Annotated in this window: 14 protein-coding genes; 10 read left to right on the top strand and 4 right to left on the bottom strand. The window is 61.2% G+C overall.

The genetic code is table 11. From position 1 onward, the window contains the following. Positions 1 to 3 precede the first annotated feature (3 nt). Together MOD31_RS02240 and MOD31_RS02245 are read left to right on the top strand one after the other, a co-directional pair. Positions 4 to 1,302, top strand: coding sequence for an alpha/beta hydrolase family protein (locus MOD31_RS02240; protein WP_250819737.1), 1,299 nt, complete (start codon positions 4 to 6; stop codon positions 1,300 to 1,302). Continuing rightward, positions 1,284 to 3,800, top strand: a complete 2,517-nt coding sequence (locus MOD31_RS02245; protein ID WP_250819738.1) for a DUF2156 domain-containing protein — start codon at positions 1,284 to 1,286, stop codon at positions 3,798 to 3,800. The genes MOD31_RS02240 and MOD31_RS02245 overlap by 19 nt, the downstream gene beginning before the upstream one ends. Positions 3,801 to 3,979: 179 nt before the next feature. Here MOD31_RS02245 and MOD31_RS02250 read toward each other — a convergent pair whose 3' ends face one another. The 3 genes from MOD31_RS02250 to nucS all read right to left on the bottom strand — a co-directional run bounded on the left by MOD31_RS02250 (position 3,980) and on the right by nucS (position 6,474). Beyond that, positions 3,980 to 4,183 (bottom strand): cold-shock protein, encoded by a 204-nt coding sequence (locus tag MOD31_RS02250; protein ID WP_017199737.1) that lies wholly within the window; start codon positions 4,181 to 4,183, stop codon positions 3,980 to 3,982. 306 nt (positions 4,184 to 4,489) lie between these two features. Further along, positions 4,490 to 5,731, bottom strand: a complete 1,242-nt coding sequence (locus MOD31_RS02255) for an N-acetylglucosamine-6-phosphate deacetylase (protein ID WP_223940509.1) — start codon at positions 5,729 to 5,731, stop codon at positions 4,490 to 4,492. Positions 5,732 to 5,778: 47 nt separating this feature from the next. Continuing rightward, a complete protein-coding gene (nucS, locus tag MOD31_RS02260; protein WP_014922168.1) occupies positions 5,779 to 6,474 on the bottom strand; it encodes an endonuclease NucS in 696 nt (231 codons plus the stop codon). 49 nt (positions 6,475 to 6,523) lie between these two features. On the opposite strand from nucS, the gene MOD31_RS02265 reads away from it, so the two are divergent. Both MOD31_RS02265 and MOD31_RS02270 read left to right on the top strand, forming a co-directional pair. After that, positions 6,524 to 6,868, top strand: a complete 345-nt coding sequence (locus tag MOD31_RS02265; RefSeq protein ID WP_142938637.1) for an ATP/GTP-binding protein — start codon at positions 6,524 to 6,526, stop codon at positions 6,866 to 6,868. 19 nt (positions 6,869 to 6,887) lie between these two features. Then, positions 6,888 to 7,736 carry an alpha/beta hydrolase gene (locus MOD31_RS02270; RefSeq protein ID WP_250819739.1) on the top strand — a complete coding sequence of 283 codons (849 nt, stop codon included), beginning with the start codon at positions 6,888 to 6,890 and terminating at the stop codon, positions 7,734 to 7,736. A gap of 32 nt (positions 7,737 to 7,768) precedes the next feature. Here MOD31_RS02270 and MOD31_RS02275 read toward each other — a convergent pair whose 3' ends face one another. Further along, positions 7,769 to 9,082: an AI-2E family transporter gene (locus tag MOD31_RS02275; RefSeq protein WP_142938639.1), complete on the bottom strand. Its 1,314-nt coding sequence runs from the start codon at positions 9,080 to 9,082 to the stop codon at positions 7,769 to 7,771. A 202-nt stretch (positions 9,083 to 9,284) separates the two neighbouring features. On the opposite strand from MOD31_RS02275, the gene MOD31_RS02280 reads away from it, so the two are divergent. From MOD31_RS02280 to nagB, 6 genes are all read left to right on the top strand, one after another. Beyond that, positions 9,285 to 11,066 carry a hypothetical protein gene (locus tag MOD31_RS02280; protein ID WP_250819740.1) on the top strand — a complete coding sequence of 594 codons (1,782 nt, stop codon included), beginning with the start codon at positions 9,285 to 9,287 and terminating at the stop codon, positions 11,064 to 11,066. Positions 11,067 to 11,104: 38 nt separating this feature from the next. After that, complete coding sequence (locus MOD31_RS02285) at positions 11,105 to 12,106, top strand: tetratricopeptide repeat protein (protein ID WP_250819741.1); 1,002 nt, start codon at positions 11,105 to 11,107, stop codon at positions 12,104 to 12,106. An 11-nt stretch (positions 12,107 to 12,117) separates the two neighbouring features. Further along, entirely contained in the window at positions 12,118 to 13,206 is a 1,089-nt protein-coding gene (locus MOD31_RS02290; RefSeq protein WP_284705214.1) for an NADH:flavin oxidoreductase/NADH oxidase, read from the top strand. Between the two features lie 41 nt (positions 13,207 to 13,247). Next, positions 13,248 to 14,150 carry an ABC transporter ATP-binding protein gene (locus MOD31_RS02295; protein ID WP_374206960.1) on the top strand — a complete coding sequence of 301 codons (903 nt, stop codon included), beginning with the start codon at positions 13,248 to 13,250 and terminating at the stop codon, positions 14,148 to 14,150. Continuing rightward, on the top strand, positions 14,132 to 15,703 hold the full coding sequence (locus MOD31_RS02300; RefSeq protein ID WP_250819743.1) for a transporter: 1,572 nt from the start codon (positions 14,132 to 14,134) through the stop codon (positions 15,701 to 15,703). The genes MOD31_RS02295 and MOD31_RS02300 overlap by 19 nt, the downstream gene beginning before the upstream one ends. Before the next feature lie 86 nt (positions 15,704 to 15,789). Beyond that, positions 15,790 to 16,572 carry a glucosamine-6-phosphate deaminase gene (gene nagB / locus MOD31_RS02305; protein ID WP_142938671.1) on the top strand — a complete coding sequence of 261 codons (783 nt, stop codon included), beginning with the start codon at positions 15,790 to 15,792 and terminating at the stop codon, positions 16,570 to 16,572. Positions 16,573 to 16,578 lie beyond the last annotated feature (6 nt).

The raw sequence follows: 16,578 nt of genomic DNA on the forward strand, positions 1-16,578 counted from the left end.
GTTATGGATTTTCTTTCGGACGTCAGCTTGGTGGATGGGCCTTTCCTTTGGTTCAGTATCGCCTGCGGTGGAGTCGGCGGGGCCTACCTCCTATGGCGTCGACGACGATCCTGGCTGCTGCTGGTACCGGCCAGCCTGCTTGTGGCGATCGGGGTAGTGGCCCTTATTCACTGGATCCTTGTGGATCTGTTGGCCTCATTCTCGGAGAACCTGCCGTTTCAGACCGTGGCTTGGGCGGTACCAGCTGTCGCTGCAGTGCTCCTGTGCGTTGCGCGGTTTCCCCGAAATTCCTGGCGCGGCCGTTCGTTCAGCGTGGCGGCGATGTTCGGCGTTCTTCTTTTATGCGTTGTCCAGATAAACCTCTATTTCGGACTGAACAACACGGTCTCGGACCTGCTGGGTACCGCGGTGGCACGCATACAGCCACTTGAAGCGAGCCTCAAACGCAGTCCGGATGCAAAGCCAGGCCCTGCCCTGTCCGCATGGAAAGCCCCCGATTCCATGCCCCGAAACGGCGTCCTGCGCAAAGCCGCCATTCCTGGAACCGCTTCAGGTTTCAACGCACGGGATGCTTATATTTACTTGCCGCCCGCCTACCAGACTGCAGAACGTCCAACCTTGCCTGTGCTTGTCCTCTTCGCTGGTCAACCAGGCGGTCCTGCGGACTGGCTTACCGGTGGCCAGCTCCGGTCCCTCCTGGACCAGTACGCTGAAGCCCATCAGGGAATCGCCCCTGTCACCGTGGTGGTGGACCCCAACGGATCAGCCAATGCCAACACCATGTGTATGGATAGCAAAATCGCTTCCGTGGATACGTATCTTTCGCAGGATGTACCCACGTGGATCACTGAAACGCTGGATGTCTCCAGGGATCACAAGCTGTGGGCTGTAGGCGGTTTTTCCTTTGGCGGCACGTGTGCCATGCAGATGGGAACCTCCCACCCGGACCTTTTCGCGTCCATTCTTCCCTTCGCCGCCGAGCGGGAACCTGCACTCGCTAAAGACAGAAGCAAGACAATCTCGGACTCGTTCGACGGTGATGTTGAATCGTTCGAGTCCAGGACACCTTTGGTGTTGATGCAGCAACGCGATTTCTCCGGAAGCGGTGTGTACCTGGTTTCAGGTGAGGCTGACCATGAGTTCACCAGCTACATGCATGAGCTTGCGGACGCTGCAAGAAACGCCGGTTTTGCAACTGAAGAACATTCAATTCCACAGGCCGGGCACTCATGGGACGCCGTGATACGTGGCATGCCCGGTGGCCTCGACTTCCTTGCCTCCCGATGGGGGTTGCGGCGGTGAGCCTGGCCGTCAAAGGCGTGATCAGACCTGCGTTGGGCCAAGCAGGACGGCATCTGCGATCAACGCCGTTCACAATGATGGTTCTCGCCCTCTTTGTTGGCCTGTCTTTGGTGTCTGCGAGCTTCCTGACGGGCCCGGCGGAGCCTTGGCTTTCCGTTGCCAGTGTTTCGCTGGAGGGTCTGCGGTCCGGAGAATGGTGGTCTATTTGGACGTCGTTGTTCTTCGCCACCAATCCAGTGGCCTATGTCACGGCTTTCCTGATGATTCTGTTTTTCCTTGGCTTGGCAGAGCGGCACCTGGGATCCCTCAGGACGGCAGGAGTGTTCTTTGGTGGCCAGTTCGCCTGCGTATCCGCCTTCCTCCTTGTAACCCAGGTTGCCCAATACCTGGGCGACGGCTGGCTATCAGGAATGGCCGGCATCCGCCTGATCGGCCCCTACGGCGCCGTCCTCACCACCGTTTTGGCAGCCAGTGCGATCCTGCCCACCTTGTGGCAACGGCGCCTGAGGACCGTGGTGCTCGCGATTTCCCTGCTATTGGTTCTGTACGTAGGGCATGCGGAGACCGTGGTGGGCTTCCTGGGTGCGCTCATAGGTCTACTGACCGGGTGGTGGATGCAAAGCAGCCAGGGCCATCTCCACCTGCACAGGTCAACCAGCCGGGAAATCCGCAACCTTCTTTCATTGACCATGGCAATTTTCGCCGTGGGTCCCATCGTGACCGCTGCGGCAAAAAGCCCGTCCGGACCCTTGGCTTTGCTCAGGGATGTCATCCTCAACCCGCTGCCCACGCTAAGTCAGCTGGAGAGCAACTGCGGGGGAACCATCGACGTCACCTGCCTCGACATAACCCGCCAAGGCTACACAGGGCCGTTCGGATTGGCACTGGCGGTGGTTCCCGTTGTATTGCTACTCATTTGCGCCGACGGCATGAGGCGTGGGCGGCGGTTGGCCTTGGGAATCGCAATCGGGGTGCAGTTGGTGGTGGTGGCCTTGTCCACGATCTACCTTGGTCTCTTTGCCGGCATCCCGCGGCCCCCAGGTCGACCACATGCGGGGATGCTCAATACGGCAGTGGTTCATATCATTCCGCTGGTGCTGGTTCCCTTGGCGTTGGCGTTGCTCCTGTTTGTCTACAGGGGCCATTTCCGGGTGGAGACTTCTGATCGTCTCCGCCGGAAGGTGTTTTTGCTGGTCGGACTGACTGGGGGAGGCCTGGCGCTGGCCTACACGGTGGTGTGGTTGGCCTCCGGGGGGTTGGTTCGCGACGGCGGTCTGCTGGGTTTGGCGGCTGAACTTGCCAGGCAGTACCTCCCCGTTCCGCTTCCCGGCGTTTACCGTAAAGTCTTCGCCGAGCGCGATGTGCTGGAAGTCTTCCTCTTTTCCTATTCGGGCACACTGTTTTGGCTCGTAGCGTTACTTGGTGTGTGGGTGCTGCTAATCCGGGGACATCACGCCGGAGGACTTGACCGCCAGGCGCGGCAGGCGGCCCGTGCACTGGTGAAGAGGGGCGGAGATTCGCTCTCATGGATGGCGCTGTGGGAACCGAACAAGTATTGGTTCACTCCAGATGGAACCGGGGGAGTGGCCTACCAACAGCACAGTCACGTGGCATTGACGCTGGCCGGTCCCTTCGGAGCGCGCCAGCACCATGCGGTGACCGCCCAAGGGTTCCTGGATTTCTGCTCCCAGCGCGCGTTGACTCCGTGCCTCTACTCCTGCACAGACGAGCTGTGGCCCATGCTGCAATCACGCGGTTTCCGCCGTGTGTCTGTCGCCCAGGAAACCCGCCTACGAATTAGGGGCCTGGAATTCAGGGGCAAGGAGTGGCAGAACGTCAGGACCTCACTAAACCGCGCCTCGAAGATGGGGATCACGGCAAACTGGGGTCGTTACTCCGAACTGCCGCTCGGGGTACGCGCCCAAGTGAGTGAAGTCTCGGAAGAGTGGGCAGCCCAAAAGAAGATCCCGGAAATGGGTTTCACTATGGGCGGTCTGGACGAGTTGGATGATGAAGACGTCCTGTGTTGCGTTGCGGTTGATGGCACGGGCTTCGTCTATGGCGTCACCAGTTGGCTTCCCGTGTATGAAGACGGCGTTGTTGTCAGTTGGACGTTGGACTTCATGCGGCGGCGCGGCGACGCTTTTCCCGGGGTCATGGAGTTTCTCATCGCATCGGCAGTATTGCATTTGCGGGACTCCGTGGAACTTATTTCCTTGTCCGGGTCGCCCTTGGCCCGGGAAGAGGGGGAGATCGAGCAGAGGGCCAAAGGTTTGGCCGGAATACTTGAGGTGGTGGGACAGGCCTTGGAGCCCGTTTACGGATTCAGGTCCCTGGCCTCATTTAAGTCGAGATTCCAACCCGAGTACAGAACGTTGTACATGTATTATCAAGACCCACTGCATCTTCCTGCAATAGGTCGCGCGCTCAGCAGGGCGTACCTTCCTGGATTATCAGTCCGGCATTCCGCACGGCTGCTCCGGAGCTTGGTTGGTTGAATTGTCAACGCCTATTCGAAGGGCGCGTTTGGTATTTCTTCATGGTTAGTAACAGTCGTTGTTGAGAACCCGCAGAGGGTGGCCGGGGTTTCCTCGATTAAGACACGTTGACCCCGGCTGGAAAGCCAGGGTCAACGAGTTGTGTTGTCTCCGCAATATGCAGGGATCAACAGGTACGACTAGACGACCGTAACGCCGGTTGCCTGGGGGCCCTTGGCTCCCTGACCGATCTCGAACTGAACGCGCTGGTTCTCGTCGAGGGTCTTGAAGCCACCGGTCTGGATCTCGGAGTAGTGGACAAAAACGTCCCCATCCGCGTCATCCGGGGTGATGAAGCCGAAGCCCTTTTCGGCGTTGAACCACTTGACGGTTCCCAGTGCCATGTATATCTCCTCATTGTGGAACATCAGTCCGATACACCTCGTACCGGATTTGTTACTCCGCGAGAAGACCCGAATACCAACCAAGCCTGGGCCTGATTGATTCGCAGGAGCTTCACGCTCGCAACTGGTCTTGCGAGCATGAAAAACACCTACACAAAGACTGCTATAACACTTTCATGTGCTCTGCCGGAGGTCAACGGTCTTTTGGGCAATTCAGGAAAATTTTCGGTAAAAAGAAGGTAACGCCGGGTCCGACAATTCAACGGCCTTTTCCAAGGAACGTGTAGGAACCCGGACGCCGGGAATCTAGGACAACCACTGCCCATTGCGCATTACGCCCGTCAGTTGCAGATCCTGGTTTGTTACCACCACATCGGCGCGAAGTCCTCTTCGGAGCCCGCCTATTTCATCGGAAAGTCCAAGGACCGCGGCCGGGACCGCTGTTGCCGAGCAAATCGCGTCGGGAAGTCCGACGCCGGCTGCCACCGTTTTGCTGACAACTTCCAAGAGGGTGGAGGTGCCTCCGGCGATGGATCCCGTGGCATCGAGTGTGGCCACGCCGTCGCTGACCGTGACCGGGGACGGGCCGAGCATGTAGCTGCCATCGGACAATCCTGCGGCAGCCATTGAATCCGTGACCAGGACGATGTTTCCGGCGCCCACTAACTGGAAGACAGTTGCCACGGTGCTCGGGGCCAGGTGCGTTCCGTCTGCAATGAGTTCAACAACGGCCTTTCCCTCCTGCGCCATGCGCAGGCACGCCGCAACGGGACCCGGGGCGCGATGGTGCATGGGCGGCATCCCGTTGAAGAGGTGCGTCACGGTGGGAAGCGAGCTGACGCCGTCGAACCCTGCCGACTCAAGTCCCTCCCGTGCCGCAGCGAGCGACGCCGCGGCCGTGGCGTCGTCGCAGTCGGTGTGGCCCAAGGAGGGAGTAACGCCATGGGAAGTCATCAGGTCCACCAGGGCAGCTGCGCCTGGAAGTTCGGGGGCGTAGGTCATGGTGGACAGCTTGCCGGCCGCGGCACCCACCAGCTCGTCCATGAGCTCCAGATCCGGTTCCAACAAGTAGTCGGGATTCTGGGCCCCGCATCGGGCATGGGAGAGGAACGGCCCTTCAAGGTGAATGCCGGCCACCAGCCCCTCATCCACGAGCTTCACATAGAGCTCGATACCCCGGAGGAGGTCTTCCCGGGGAGCAGTGACCATGCTGGCAAGGAATGTGGTGGTACCTGATCTATGAAGGAAGTCCACGGCCTTGCGCGCGGAAGATTCTTCACCGCCAGGGAAGTCGCCGCCATTGCCGCCGTGGCAGTGCACGTCAACGAGGCCGGGGAAGAGGTAGCTACCGCTGGGGATGCCTAAGTGGATCGCGTTGCGAAAACCGTCGAATTCTTCCGGATCGAAGGCGCTGGCCGGGCCTGCATAGGCAATCCTGTCGCCGTCGACGGCAACCAATCCGTCTTCCACCACCTCGCCGTCGCTGACAAGCGTTCCTTTAATGATCTGATGGCTTGGAGCGGAGGATGGGGAGGATGCAACAGTCATGGTCTTGATTCTAGTGGTCTGCGGCACACCCTCCCGAAGACGGGAACCTAGAAAAGCCGTGACTCGCTGTCATCCACGCCGCGCATGGCGTCATAATCCAGCGTGACGCAATCTATTCCGCGGTCGTTGGCCAGGACCTTCGCTTGGGGTTTGATCTGTTGTGCGGCAAAAATTCCCCGTACCGGTGCCAGCAGGGGGTCGCGGTTGAGCAGCTCGAGGTAACGCGTGAGTTGTTCAACGCCGTCGATGTCTCCACGGCGTTTGAGTTCGATGGCAACAGTGGCCCCGGCCGCGTCCCTGGCCAAAATGTCCACAGGACCGATAGCTGTGAAGTACTCGCGCCGAATCAGGGAGTAACCGGACCCCAGAAGTTCGATTTGCTCGGCCAGCAACCTCTGAAGATCCGCTTCGACGCCGTCCTTGATCAGGCCGGGATCGGTGCCGAGCTCGTGCGAGGTGTCGTGCAGTTGCTCGTAGATATTGATGATGAGGCGGTCATCCGTTTTGGCGGACTGAACAGTCCACTGTTCCACCACCCCTTCCTCCACTTCGGTCTCCTCCGGTGAGGTCACCCGAAGGGTCGCGGGGGGACTCATCCAGTTCAGCGGCTTATAGGAGCCGCCGTCGGAGTGCACCAACACCGAACCATCCGCTTTGACCAGCAGGAGCCGGGTGGCGAGCGGGAGATGGGCCTTGAGGCGGCCAACGTAATCAACAGAACAACGGGCTATGACGAGTCGCACCCGCCCCACATTACCGTCTGCAACGGTATGGCTGGGGCAGAATGGAAGTATGCCCCGCTCCAACCGTCCCCGTCGCAACGCGTCCAGCACACGCTCCGGCAACTCCGGTGGAAAGTGGACTGAACCGGCGCAGGAGCTGGACCTTGAGCGGGCCCGTGCCGGAATCGCCAGGAGGGAAAGCGCCCCGGATGGTGACTGGATGGTGCGAACCATGACGGCCAGGAAAGCGGAGAAGCAGTACATCTGCCCTGGCTGCTCCACTGCCATCGTCCCGGGTATCGCCCACTTGGTGGTGTGGTCCGACAGCCATCTGTTTGGACAGGCCGCAGGGCTGGCCGAACGCAGGCACTGGCACACCAACTGCTGGACGGGCCGGACGTACCGTTACCGCTGATTCGCTTAGGCTTGGAACCATGACTTTCGACCCCGCCTCGTTCGTGTTCACCCAGCAGAATGCGCCCTCGGAAATCCGTGCTTCCACGGTCCTTCCCGCTGTGCGCGAGAACGTGGAGTTCACCACAGAGGACGGCAAGGTGCTGCTGGGCGAACTCGCGCTCCCGGCGTCAGGGGAAATTACTGCCACCTTGATCACGCTCCACCCGTTGCCCACTCACGGTGGATTCATGGATTCGCACGTGTACCGCAAGGCCTCGTACAGGCTTCCGGCGCTGGCCGGCGTCGCCGTGCTGAGGTTCAATACGCGGGGCACGGCATCGCCGCGCGGAACCAGCGATGGTCAGTTCGAAGAGGGCATTGGTGAGCGGTACGACGTCGAGGCAGCCGTCCGGTTCGCCGTGGAACGAGGGCTTCCCAACCGCTGGCTCGTGGGCTGGTCCTTTGGCACCGAACTTGCACTGATGTACGGGGCGGTGGATCCTGTGGCATCGCACATCGAAGGTGCCGTGTTGCTCTCCCCACCGTTGCACCGGGCCACGGACGTGCACCTCAAGGAGTGGGCCGAGTCCGGTAAGCCGCTCACAGTGCTGGTGCCGGAGCACGATGACTACTTGCAGCCTGCTGAAGCAGCCCAGCGGTTCGCTGTGGTGCCTCAAGCCCGGATTGTCGGCGTCGACGGCGCCAAGCACCTCTGGGTTGGCGAAAAGTACGCAGCGCGAGTCTTGAATGAAATCGTCGACGACGTCACTCCGGCGGGTGCCGGAGCCGACGGTCTACCTCGGGAGTGGGCGGGGCCGGTCGCAAGCGCCCAGCTGGGCCCCGCGTCCGGTTTTTGTACAGATAATGCCCCTAAACACGATGCTTAGGGGCATTATCTGTACAAAAACCGAGAGAAGGCTCAGTGCCTGTCTTGCCGGACGATGAAGACTTCCTTGATGAGCAGCATGATCGCCGCTGCTGTTGGAATGGCGATCAGCGCGCCAAGGACGCCAAGCAGGCTGCCACCGGCTATCACCGAGATCACGGCCACGGCTCCCGGAACCGCCACAGCGCGCTGCATGATGCGCGGTGAGATGAAGTACGCCTCGAACTGCAGGTAGGCGAAGTAGGCGATCGCGTAAACCACAGCTGTCTGCCAGCCGGCGGTCAGTGCCACCAGGATAACCACTACTGCAGCGATCATGCCGCCCACCAAGGGGATGAACGCCAGCAGGGCAACGACGAACGCAAGCAGGACGCTGAATGGTATGCCCAGGATGGTCATCAGGATGAACGCAAAAATAGCATTCAGGAGGGCTACGCAGACCTGGCCAATGACGTAATTACCCACGGAATCGGTGATCGCTTCGGAAAGCGCCTCAACACGCGGACGGCGGGACCGGGGAGCCAGGCGGTAAGCCCATTTCTTCATGGACGGCAGGGCTGCCAGGAAATACAGGCTCAAGACCAGGACGATCAGCGAACCAAACAGGCCGTTGGCCACAGTGGAACCGAAACCCACCACGCCGCCGAAGATGCCACCCATCGCCTCGGGGTCCTTGACGAACTTGTCCAGCTCAGTAGTGATACGGTCACGCACGCCGAATTGGCTGTCTGCGCTGCGGAAGAAGTCCGAGTCGAGGAAGCCGCGGATCCACTCAGGGGCTTGGCGGACGATTTCCGATACCTGTTCGACGATGGTGGGTATTAGTGTTGCGAAGAAGCCTGCCACTGCAAGGACAAGCGCTGAGACGGAAATGAGGATGCCCGCGGGGCGGGGGACTTTGCGGCCTTCAAGCCAACGAACCACGGGATCAAGTCCAAGTGCGATGAACAGCGCGGCCACGATCCACAAAATGAGTTGGGTGGTGTTGCTGGCAATGTAGAACACGGCCAGGGCGATGCCGACGCCGGCGGTACCCATGAATCCGACATATACAGGATGCTGTGATGACATTCGCGGGCCGGGGGCGCCGAATCCGTGGTCGTCCTCGGGGCGGAAGCTTTCGCTGCCTTCATCGGATTCAGTTTCCGGGGGCATCTCGAATCGCACCCGGTTGCGGGCTCCGGGAATGGGCTGCCGAAGTCTGCGGCTGATGGCAGCCAGGCGTCCGGTGCGGACCGGAACCGTTGCAGCAGGGCCCTCGGAAGTAGCGGTGCCACCCCCGGAAGGGGAATCCACCGCACCTGACCCTGACTCTTCGACGGGACGGGGCTCCATGTGGTCTTTCACGCGGTTTAGCTGCCTTTTCAGTGGTGGTACAAGGTGGACTTAGGCGTTGGGAGGCCCGTATATCATGATCATCGCCACACTATCAGGACCGCGTAATGGCGCCGGAGCGGCGCGGTGGCGGGCTTTTCGGGGTGTCGGGGAGATCACCTCGATCTGACTCTCTGATAACAAAACGGTTACCCTTGAAGTTCAACGACCGCTGATGATAGGTGATCCTGTGCGTTTGAAGACTGCAGCCTTGCTGGTGCTGCTGGGCCTGCTGACGATGCTGGCCGGTATAGGCCAGCTGACTTTTTGGGCCCCCGCTGAGACCGTGACGGCTTCGGTTCCGAGCGATACCAAAGCTGCCCCGCTGACCGTGATTGACCAAAAGTTGATCGCTCTCCATGACGGGCCGGTGAAGATCAAAATCCAGGGTGAAGGCAACTTCATGGTAGCCACCGGACGACCGGACGATGTGGAAGCGTGGGTCGGTGAGACCGCCCACAACACGCTGACCGGTGTCTCTGCTGACCAGAAGTCGCTGGAGGTGTCCTCCGCAGATGGCGAGGCCACGGCGCCGTCCCCGGCTGGATCCGATTTGTGGGTCAGCACTGAGGATGCCAGCGGAGATCTTGACTACACCTGGAACCCTCCCGCTGACGGCGAGTGGTCCCTTTTGGTAGCCGGAGACGGTACCAAGCCCGCGCCGTCGTCAATTTCCATGACGTTCCCCAACAACGCCACCACCCCCTGGGCCGTGCCGCTGATTGTTGTGGGCATCATCATCATCTTGGTGGGAGCGGCGTTGCCGTTCATCGCCAAGGCAATGAGCAATCGACGCAAGGACCGTGATGACGATGAGCCGCGCGATGGTGGGGAAACCACCACGCTGCCGGTTCAACCCTCAGCCAAACAGTCAACTGAAGTCCAGTCGCCCACGGGTGACGAAGGCCGCCGTCGTGGCGCGGGCACCGAAGGTTCGGCACTCCGGATCACTGCCCTTGCCGCCACAATGGCAGCAGTCATGGTGGGAGGGACAGCCATTGCTGCCCAAGCCACCACCACACCCGAGGCCACGTCCACATCCTCGGCCGCAGCTGCTGCCGACGGTGGAACGCCGGTCATGCTGGAATCCCAGTTGCAGCGGATTCTTGAGCAGGTCGCCAGCACTGTGGATGCAGCCGATGCGGCCAAGGATGCGGCCAAGCTGGCTCCGCGCGTAGACAAAATGGAACTCCAGATCCGGACGCAGAACTACAAGATCCGGTCCGCGGTTTCCGCCTATGAGCCGCGCATGCCGGTCCGTGCCACCAAGCTTCAGAGCAGTGTGATCAGCACCAAGCGTGACTGGCCCCGCACGGTCTTTGCCCTCACGCAGGGTGAGGGCAATGTTGTGCCGCAGGTTCTGACCCTGGTGCAGCTTTCACCCCGCGAAAACTACAAGTTGTGGGGCAGTGCCCCGCTTCAGCCCGGGACCAACTTCCCCTCATTCCCGATTCCGCGCAAGGGTACCGAACCTGTACCGGCGAGTGACAGCACCGGACTGGCTTACAGCGGTAACGAGGCTCTGGAAATCCTGAGTGAAATGCTCACCAACCCGGAGTCTCCCAACCGCAGCAAGCTGGCTGACGGGCAGTCTTCCCCGTACATCGCAGGGGCACTGGCGTACCAGGCGGACACCGTGAAGAACGGAACAAGCGCCAACTTCAAGTTCACCCACACTCCGGTCACCAACCAGACCGTGGTGCTCCGTACTGCCGACGGCGGTGCCGTGGTTGTGGGACGGTTGGACTTCGCTTTCGAAGGCACGCCCAAGGCGGCAGGAGACAAGCTTCTCCTTGAGGACGATTCCGCTGTCTTCGCCGGTGGAAAGGAAACCACCACGGGCATGGTCCTGAACTTCGCCGAGTCCGTGGCGGTGTACATTCCGCCAGCTGGTTCTGCAGACCCCATGAAGCTCGTGGCAGCTACCCGCGGACTGGTCGGAGCCAGCTTCAAGTAGGGCTAACCCATGGCAGGGCAGCGGCTAGAGTGGACGGTATGAGTTCGCCCGGATACCGACCCACTCCAGCCGCTGCCAGCCAGCTCAATCTTCGCGGTGCCGTCGACCTATCGTCGCTGCGCCGCCCGGCCGCCCCGCCGGCGCCTTCCCCCTCCGCTTCGGCGGACGGCGGATCGCCCGCGGCCGGCACGCCCCAAGGGGGCGAAAACGGCAAAGCACCACTCCGAGTGGATGCCACCGAAACAAATTTCCAGGATCTGGTGCAATTGTCTGCGCAGATCCCCGTGCTTTTCCTTCTTTGGTCGCGCTACGCACCGGAGTCACCCGCGGTTCTCGAAGCAGCCGAACGCGTTGTGGAAACCTATGGTGGCCGGCTGGTGCTGGCCGCTGCCGATGTTGATACTTTCCCCCAGCTGGCGCAGGCCTTCCAGGTTCAGGCCGTTCCCACAGCAGTTGCTGTGGTCAAAGGACAGCCTGTACCGCTTTTCCAGGGACCTGCCGATGATGAACAGATCCGAAACCTGGTGGAGGAACTTCTTAAGGTTGCTGCAGCCAACGGTGTCACCGGCAGCATAGGTGAGGCCGGTGAGCCAGGTGAGGACCCGGAGCCCGCACCGCTCCCGCCGCTGCACCAGGCAGCCATTGATGCGATCGAGGCCGGCGACTATGCGGGGGCCATAGCGGCCTACAAGCAGGCGCTTCTCGAACAACCCGCAGACACCGACGCCAAAGCGGGTCTGGTGCAGGTGGAGCTGATGGCAAGGCTGGAAAAGCTCTCCGCGCCTGAGGCTGAAAGCCTCCGCCACCTCGCCGCAACAGAACCCGACAACATTCAGGCTCAGTTGACGGTTGCTGACCTCGACATTTCCGGCGGCCACATCGATGACGCCTTCAATCGCATCATCAGCTTTATCGGCAGGAATTTCGGTCCGGAGCGCGAGACGGCCCGGGTACGCCTCCTGGAGCTATTCGAGGTGGTAGGGACACAGGACGAGCGCGTGGCTAAGGCCCGCCAAGGACTCGCGAGGGTCCTCTTCTAGAGCCGTCCGCGCTGTTCACGCCGCTGCAGCTGCGTGCACTCACCGTTGCACACCGCGGCTGGGTATCGCCCATGTGCCAGTACAGTTGCCACCCGGAGACCGGAGAAGGTGTCCCGCACGACTGGCACTTGATGCACCTGGGTTCTTTTGCAGCCGGTGGTGCCGCATTAATCCTTACCGAGGCAGCTGCAGTGAACGCGGCGGGCAGGATCAGCCCGCTGGACGCCGGTTTGTATTCCGATAACCAGGCCGCGGGGTGGGAACGGATTGTGGACTTTGTCCACCGGCATGGCGCCGTCGATGCCAAGATCGGTGTCCAGCTGGCCCATGCCGGGCGCAAGGCGTCCACCTACTGGCCGTTTTCCGAACGCTCCGGCTCTGTTCCGGAAAGCGACGGCGGTTGGCTCACGGTAGGGCCCGGCAGCGCTCCTTTTGACGGCTATGCTTCGCCCAGAATGATGAGCGAAGAGGATATCCAAGCCGTGGTGACCGACTACGCCGCTGCTGCCAAGCGCGCGGTGGCCGTGGGTTTTGACACCGTGGAGATCCATGGTGCCCACGGGTACCTCCTTCACCAGTTCCAAAGCCCGCTCATCAACACCCGGACAGACGCTTGGGGCGGCAGCGAGGAACGGCGCAACCGGCTGATCCTCGCGGTGGTGGACGCGGTCAGGGAAGTCATCCCGGATTCGATGCCGCTGCTGCTCCGTATCTCGGCGTCGGACTGGGCCGAGGGCGGGGTTGACGTGGAGGCCTCAGTGCGTTTGGCTCGCGCCGCTGCTGAACGTGGCGTTGATCTGGTGGACGTCTCCAGTGGCGGCGCGGTAGCGCATCAACAGATCAGGGCCGTGCCAGGTTACCAGGCAGGGTTCGCCCAGCAGTTAAAGAACGACGCCGGGGTCCTCACCGGTGCGGTTGGTTTGTTGACGAGTCCTACGCAGGCGGAGGACATTGTGGCCAACGGGAGGGCTGATGCGGTGTTCATGGCCCGTGCCGCGTTACGTGATCCGCACTGGTGGCTGAGGGCCGCCTACGAATTAGGCCATGACATTGCGTGGGTCCCGCAGTACCAGCGGGCCGTTCCCCGCCACGGCTTCTAGGACCTCCTCCAGGTTTCCGCCTGCAAGGTTAGGCTGGGTTCATGACGGAACCACGCCATGAACCCATGCCCACATTCGAGCCGCCACGAGCTGCCGCGCCGCCACAAGCTGCCGAGCCGCCACAAGCTGCCGAGCCACCGCAGGTGGCCGCTCACTCGATGCCCTCGGAGGACTCGCCCGGGAGCGAGCCTTTGGCTGCGCTGTCCATTCGGGGCCTGGCCAAACGATTCGGCGAGAAAATCGCCGTCGACGGCGTGAGCCTGGAAGTCCCTGCCGGATCCTTCTACGGGATGGTCGGGCCTAACGGTGCAGGAAAGACCACCACGTTGTCCATGGCCACCGGACTGCTGCGGCCGGACTTTGGCACAGCCTTGATCCACGGGGTTGACGTCTGGTCGCGGCCGCTGGAGGCCAAGAAGCTCATGGGCGTCCTGCCTGATGGCGTGCGCCTGTTTGATCGGCTGACCGGCGAACAGCTGGTGACGTACTCGGGTCTGCTCCGCGGTATGGACCGTGAAGTGGTGGGCTCCCGGGTGCCTGAATTGCTGGCTGCCTTGGATCTCCAAGCGGACGCCGGCAAATTGGTTGTGGACTACTCGGCAGGTATGACCAAGAAAATTGCCTTGGCCTCAGCGCTGATCCATGCTCCGCGTCTGCTTGTCCTTGACGAGCCCTTTGAGTCGGTGGATCCTGTGTCGGCCGCCAATATCAGGGGCATCCTTGAGGGGTATGTTGCTTCCGGCGGTACGGTCATCGTTTCGAGCCACGTCATGGATCTTGTGCAGCGCATGTGCAGCCACGTAGCAGTTGTGGCTGGTGGGCGTGTTTTGGCCGCGGGCTCCGTGGACGAGGTCCGCGATGGTTCCACGTTGGAGGAACGCTTCGTCCAGTTGGTGGGCGGCGGACACCGGACGGAGGGCTTGGAATGGTTGCGCACCTTCTAAACCTCAAGTGGCGCCTGCTCCTGAACGGGTTCAAGCGCAGCCCGTGGCAGCTGGTAGGCATGGCGTTGGGGCTCGTTTATGCATTGGGATTGCTGGTCCTCCTGGTTGGAGGCCTCATAGCGCTGCGGTGGGCTGATCCGGAGATCGCCCACACTGTAGTGGTATTGGGTGGAGCGGCCGCTGTCCTGGGTTGGGCCATCATTCCGCTTGTTGCTTCGGCCGCGGACATGACCTTGGACCCTGCCCGGTTCACCACCTTTGCCATACCGCCTAGACAACTCTTGACCGGCCTTGCCCTCGCGGGCTTCATCGGTATTCCCGGTCTGGCCACTTTGCTGGCTGCGCTCGGGACGGTAGGGACCTGGTGGCGTAGTTTTCCAGCGGTGGCAGGTGCCTTGTTGGGTGCGGTTCTGGGTGCCATAACGTGCATCGTCCTGTCCAAAGTAGTCACGACGGCGACTGCCGGCCTTGCGACGTCGCGGCGTTTCAAAGATGCCAGCAGCATTATTGTGTTCATTCCGCTGGTGTTGCTAGGCCCCATCATGATGGGAATTATTGACGGCGTTCGCGGAAGTGCTGATTACCTCCCCGTGTTGGCCAGGGCTGTTTCCTGGACGCCGCTGGGTGCAGCGTGGTCTCTGGGCGGAGACCTCGAATCAGGCAATGTGGCCGCCGCGGGGCTCAAGTTGCTCATTGCGGCAGCAACCATCGTCGCCCTGCTCCTGTGCTGGCATGTTCTGCTGCAGCGGGCGTTGGTGACGCCTCCGTACTCCGGAGGGTCAGCAAAGAAGGGTGGAAAACTTGGACTGTTCGGTCTTCTTCCCGGAACACCGGCAGGTGCAGTTGCTGCCCGGGCTCTGGTCTATTGGATGAAGGATCCGCGGTACGCGGCATCCCTGGTTATTGTTCCCCTGTTTCCTGTCATCTTTTTCTTCAGCGGCTCACAGAGCGGCAGTTACGGCATGCTCATGATCCTGGGGCCGCTGACGGCCTTTGTGATGGCCTGGTCGATTTGCGCTGATGTCTCGTACGACAACACAGCTTTTGCGCTTCACCTCGCAGCAGGTGTCCGTGGCATCGATGACCGCCTGGGCCGGGCGTTGGCTTGCCTGGCACTTTCCCTTCCGGTGGTGCTGGTGTTCACCGTAGGGCCGCTTTTTGTCACCGGTGACTGGCAATGGCTGCCCAATCTCTTGGGCTTGTCGTTGGGCACGCTCTTGACCGGGCTGGGGCTTTCATCCGTGATTTCAGCGCGTTACAACATCGCCGTGCCCTTGCCGGGGGACAGCCCGTTCAAGAAACCCCCGGGAAATGTCGCCCAGACCCTCGCAGTTCAGGCAGTTGGTATGGGTCTTTTGGCTCTTCTACTGGTTCCGGAGCTTGCGCTGGTGGCTGTTCAGGCGTTCAGTGGAGGTTCGGAAGCTGGATGGATCAACTTGGCAGTAGGTCCGGTACTGGGCGTTATCCTGTTCGTGGTGGGCGTCCGCCTTGGTGGAAAGTGGTTGGACGCCAGGGGGCCGGAGATGTTCGCCCAGCTCAGCGCAAACCGATAACCACGTAACAACCGTGCCCGTAGGTGGGACATGGGATAACGTCTTTGTCAGATAGCTCGACGACCACAACTAGAAAGGCCGTGACGATGGAAGTTGTCATTCTCCCTGGCACTAAACAGATCGGTGCACTTGCAGCCGATGCCATCGAAGCGCTGGTCCGCCGTAAGCCCAATGCTGTACTGGGCTTGGCAACGGGTTCGTCCCCTCTGCCCATTTACGACGAGTTGGCCAGCCGTTACGAGGCCGGGGGATTGGACTTCAGCCAGGCGCATGGATTCGCACTGGACGAATACGTGGGGCTTGAAGCGGGACATCCCGAGTCCTACCGCGAGGTCATCCGGCGCGAGTTCACCAACCGCGTGAATATCAAGCCGGAAAACGTCCATGGACCCGACGGCGCAGCCGGGGACCTTGAGGCAGCATGCCAGGCCTATGAGGATGCCATCAAAGCCGTGGGTGGAGTGGATCTCCAGATCCTGGGTGTGGGGACAGACGGGCACATTGGCTTCAACGAGCCCGGGTCCTCCCTGGCATCCCGGACGCGCATCAAGACGCTGATCGAGCAGACCCGGAAGGACAACGCCCGCTTCTTCGACAGCATCGACGACGTGCCCCACCACGTAGTCACCCAGGGACTGGGAACCATCATGGACGCCCGGCATGTGGTGTTGGTCGCAACAGGGGCGCAGAAAGCCCAGGCTGTGCGTGATTTCGTGGAGGGACCTGTAGCTGCAATTTGTGCAGCATCAATCCTTCAGATGCACCCGCACGCCACGATTTTGGTGGATGAGGCAGCCGCGTCATCGCTGAAACTGGCTGATTATTATCGGCACACTTACGACAACAAGCCGGAGTGGCAGGGACTGTAGACGGTA

It is taken from the genome of Paenarthrobacter sp. TYUT067, assembly GCF_023656375.1.
GTDB lineage: Bacteria > Actinomycetota > Actinomycetes > Actinomycetales > Micrococcaceae > Arthrobacter.

What these genes read in the sequence shown, in the direction of transcription:
- MOD31_RS02285 (WP_250819741.1), top strand. Translation starts at nt 11,105, where the DNA reads ATGAGTTCGCCCGGATACCGACCCACTCCAGCCGCTGCCAGCCAGCTC.
- MOD31_RS02295 (WP_374206960.1), top strand. Translation starts at nt 13,248, where the DNA reads ATGACGGAACCACGCCATGAACCCATGCCCACATTCGAGCCGCCACGA.
- MOD31_RS02250 (WP_017199737.1), bottom strand. Translation starts at nt 4,183, where the DNA reads ATGGCACTGGGAACCGTCAAGTGGTTCAACGCCGAAAAGGGCTTCGGC.
- MOD31_RS02255 (WP_223940509.1), bottom strand. Translation starts at nt 5,731, where the DNA reads ATGACTGTTGCATCCTCCCCATCCTCCGCTCCAAGCCATCAGATCATT.
- MOD31_RS02280 (WP_250819740.1), top strand. Translation starts at nt 9,285, where the DNA reads ATGATAGGTGATCCTGTGCGTTTGAAGACTGCAGCCTTGCTGGTGCTG.
- MOD31_RS02245 (WP_250819738.1), top strand. Translation starts at nt 1,284, where the DNA reads ATGGGGGTTGCGGCGGTGAGCCTGGCCGTCAAAGGCGTGATCAGACCT.
- nagB (WP_142938671.1), top strand. Translation starts at nt 15,790, where the DNA reads ATGGAAGTTGTCATTCTCCCTGGCACTAAACAGATCGGTGCACTTGCA.
- MOD31_RS02270 (WP_250819739.1), top strand. Translation starts at nt 6,888, where the DNA reads ATGACTTTCGACCCCGCCTCGTTCGTGTTCACCCAGCAGAATGCGCCC.
- MOD31_RS02300 (WP_250819743.1), top strand. Translation starts at nt 14,132, where the DNA reads ATGGTTGCGCACCTTCTAAACCTCAAGTGGCGCCTGCTCCTGAACGGG.
- MOD31_RS02240 (WP_250819737.1), top strand. Translation starts at nt 4, where the DNA reads ATGGATTTTCTTTCGGACGTCAGCTTGGTGGATGGGCCTTTCCTTTGG.
- MOD31_RS02265 (WP_142938637.1), top strand. Translation starts at nt 6,524, where the DNA reads ATGCCCCGCTCCAACCGTCCCCGTCGCAACGCGTCCAGCACACGCTCC.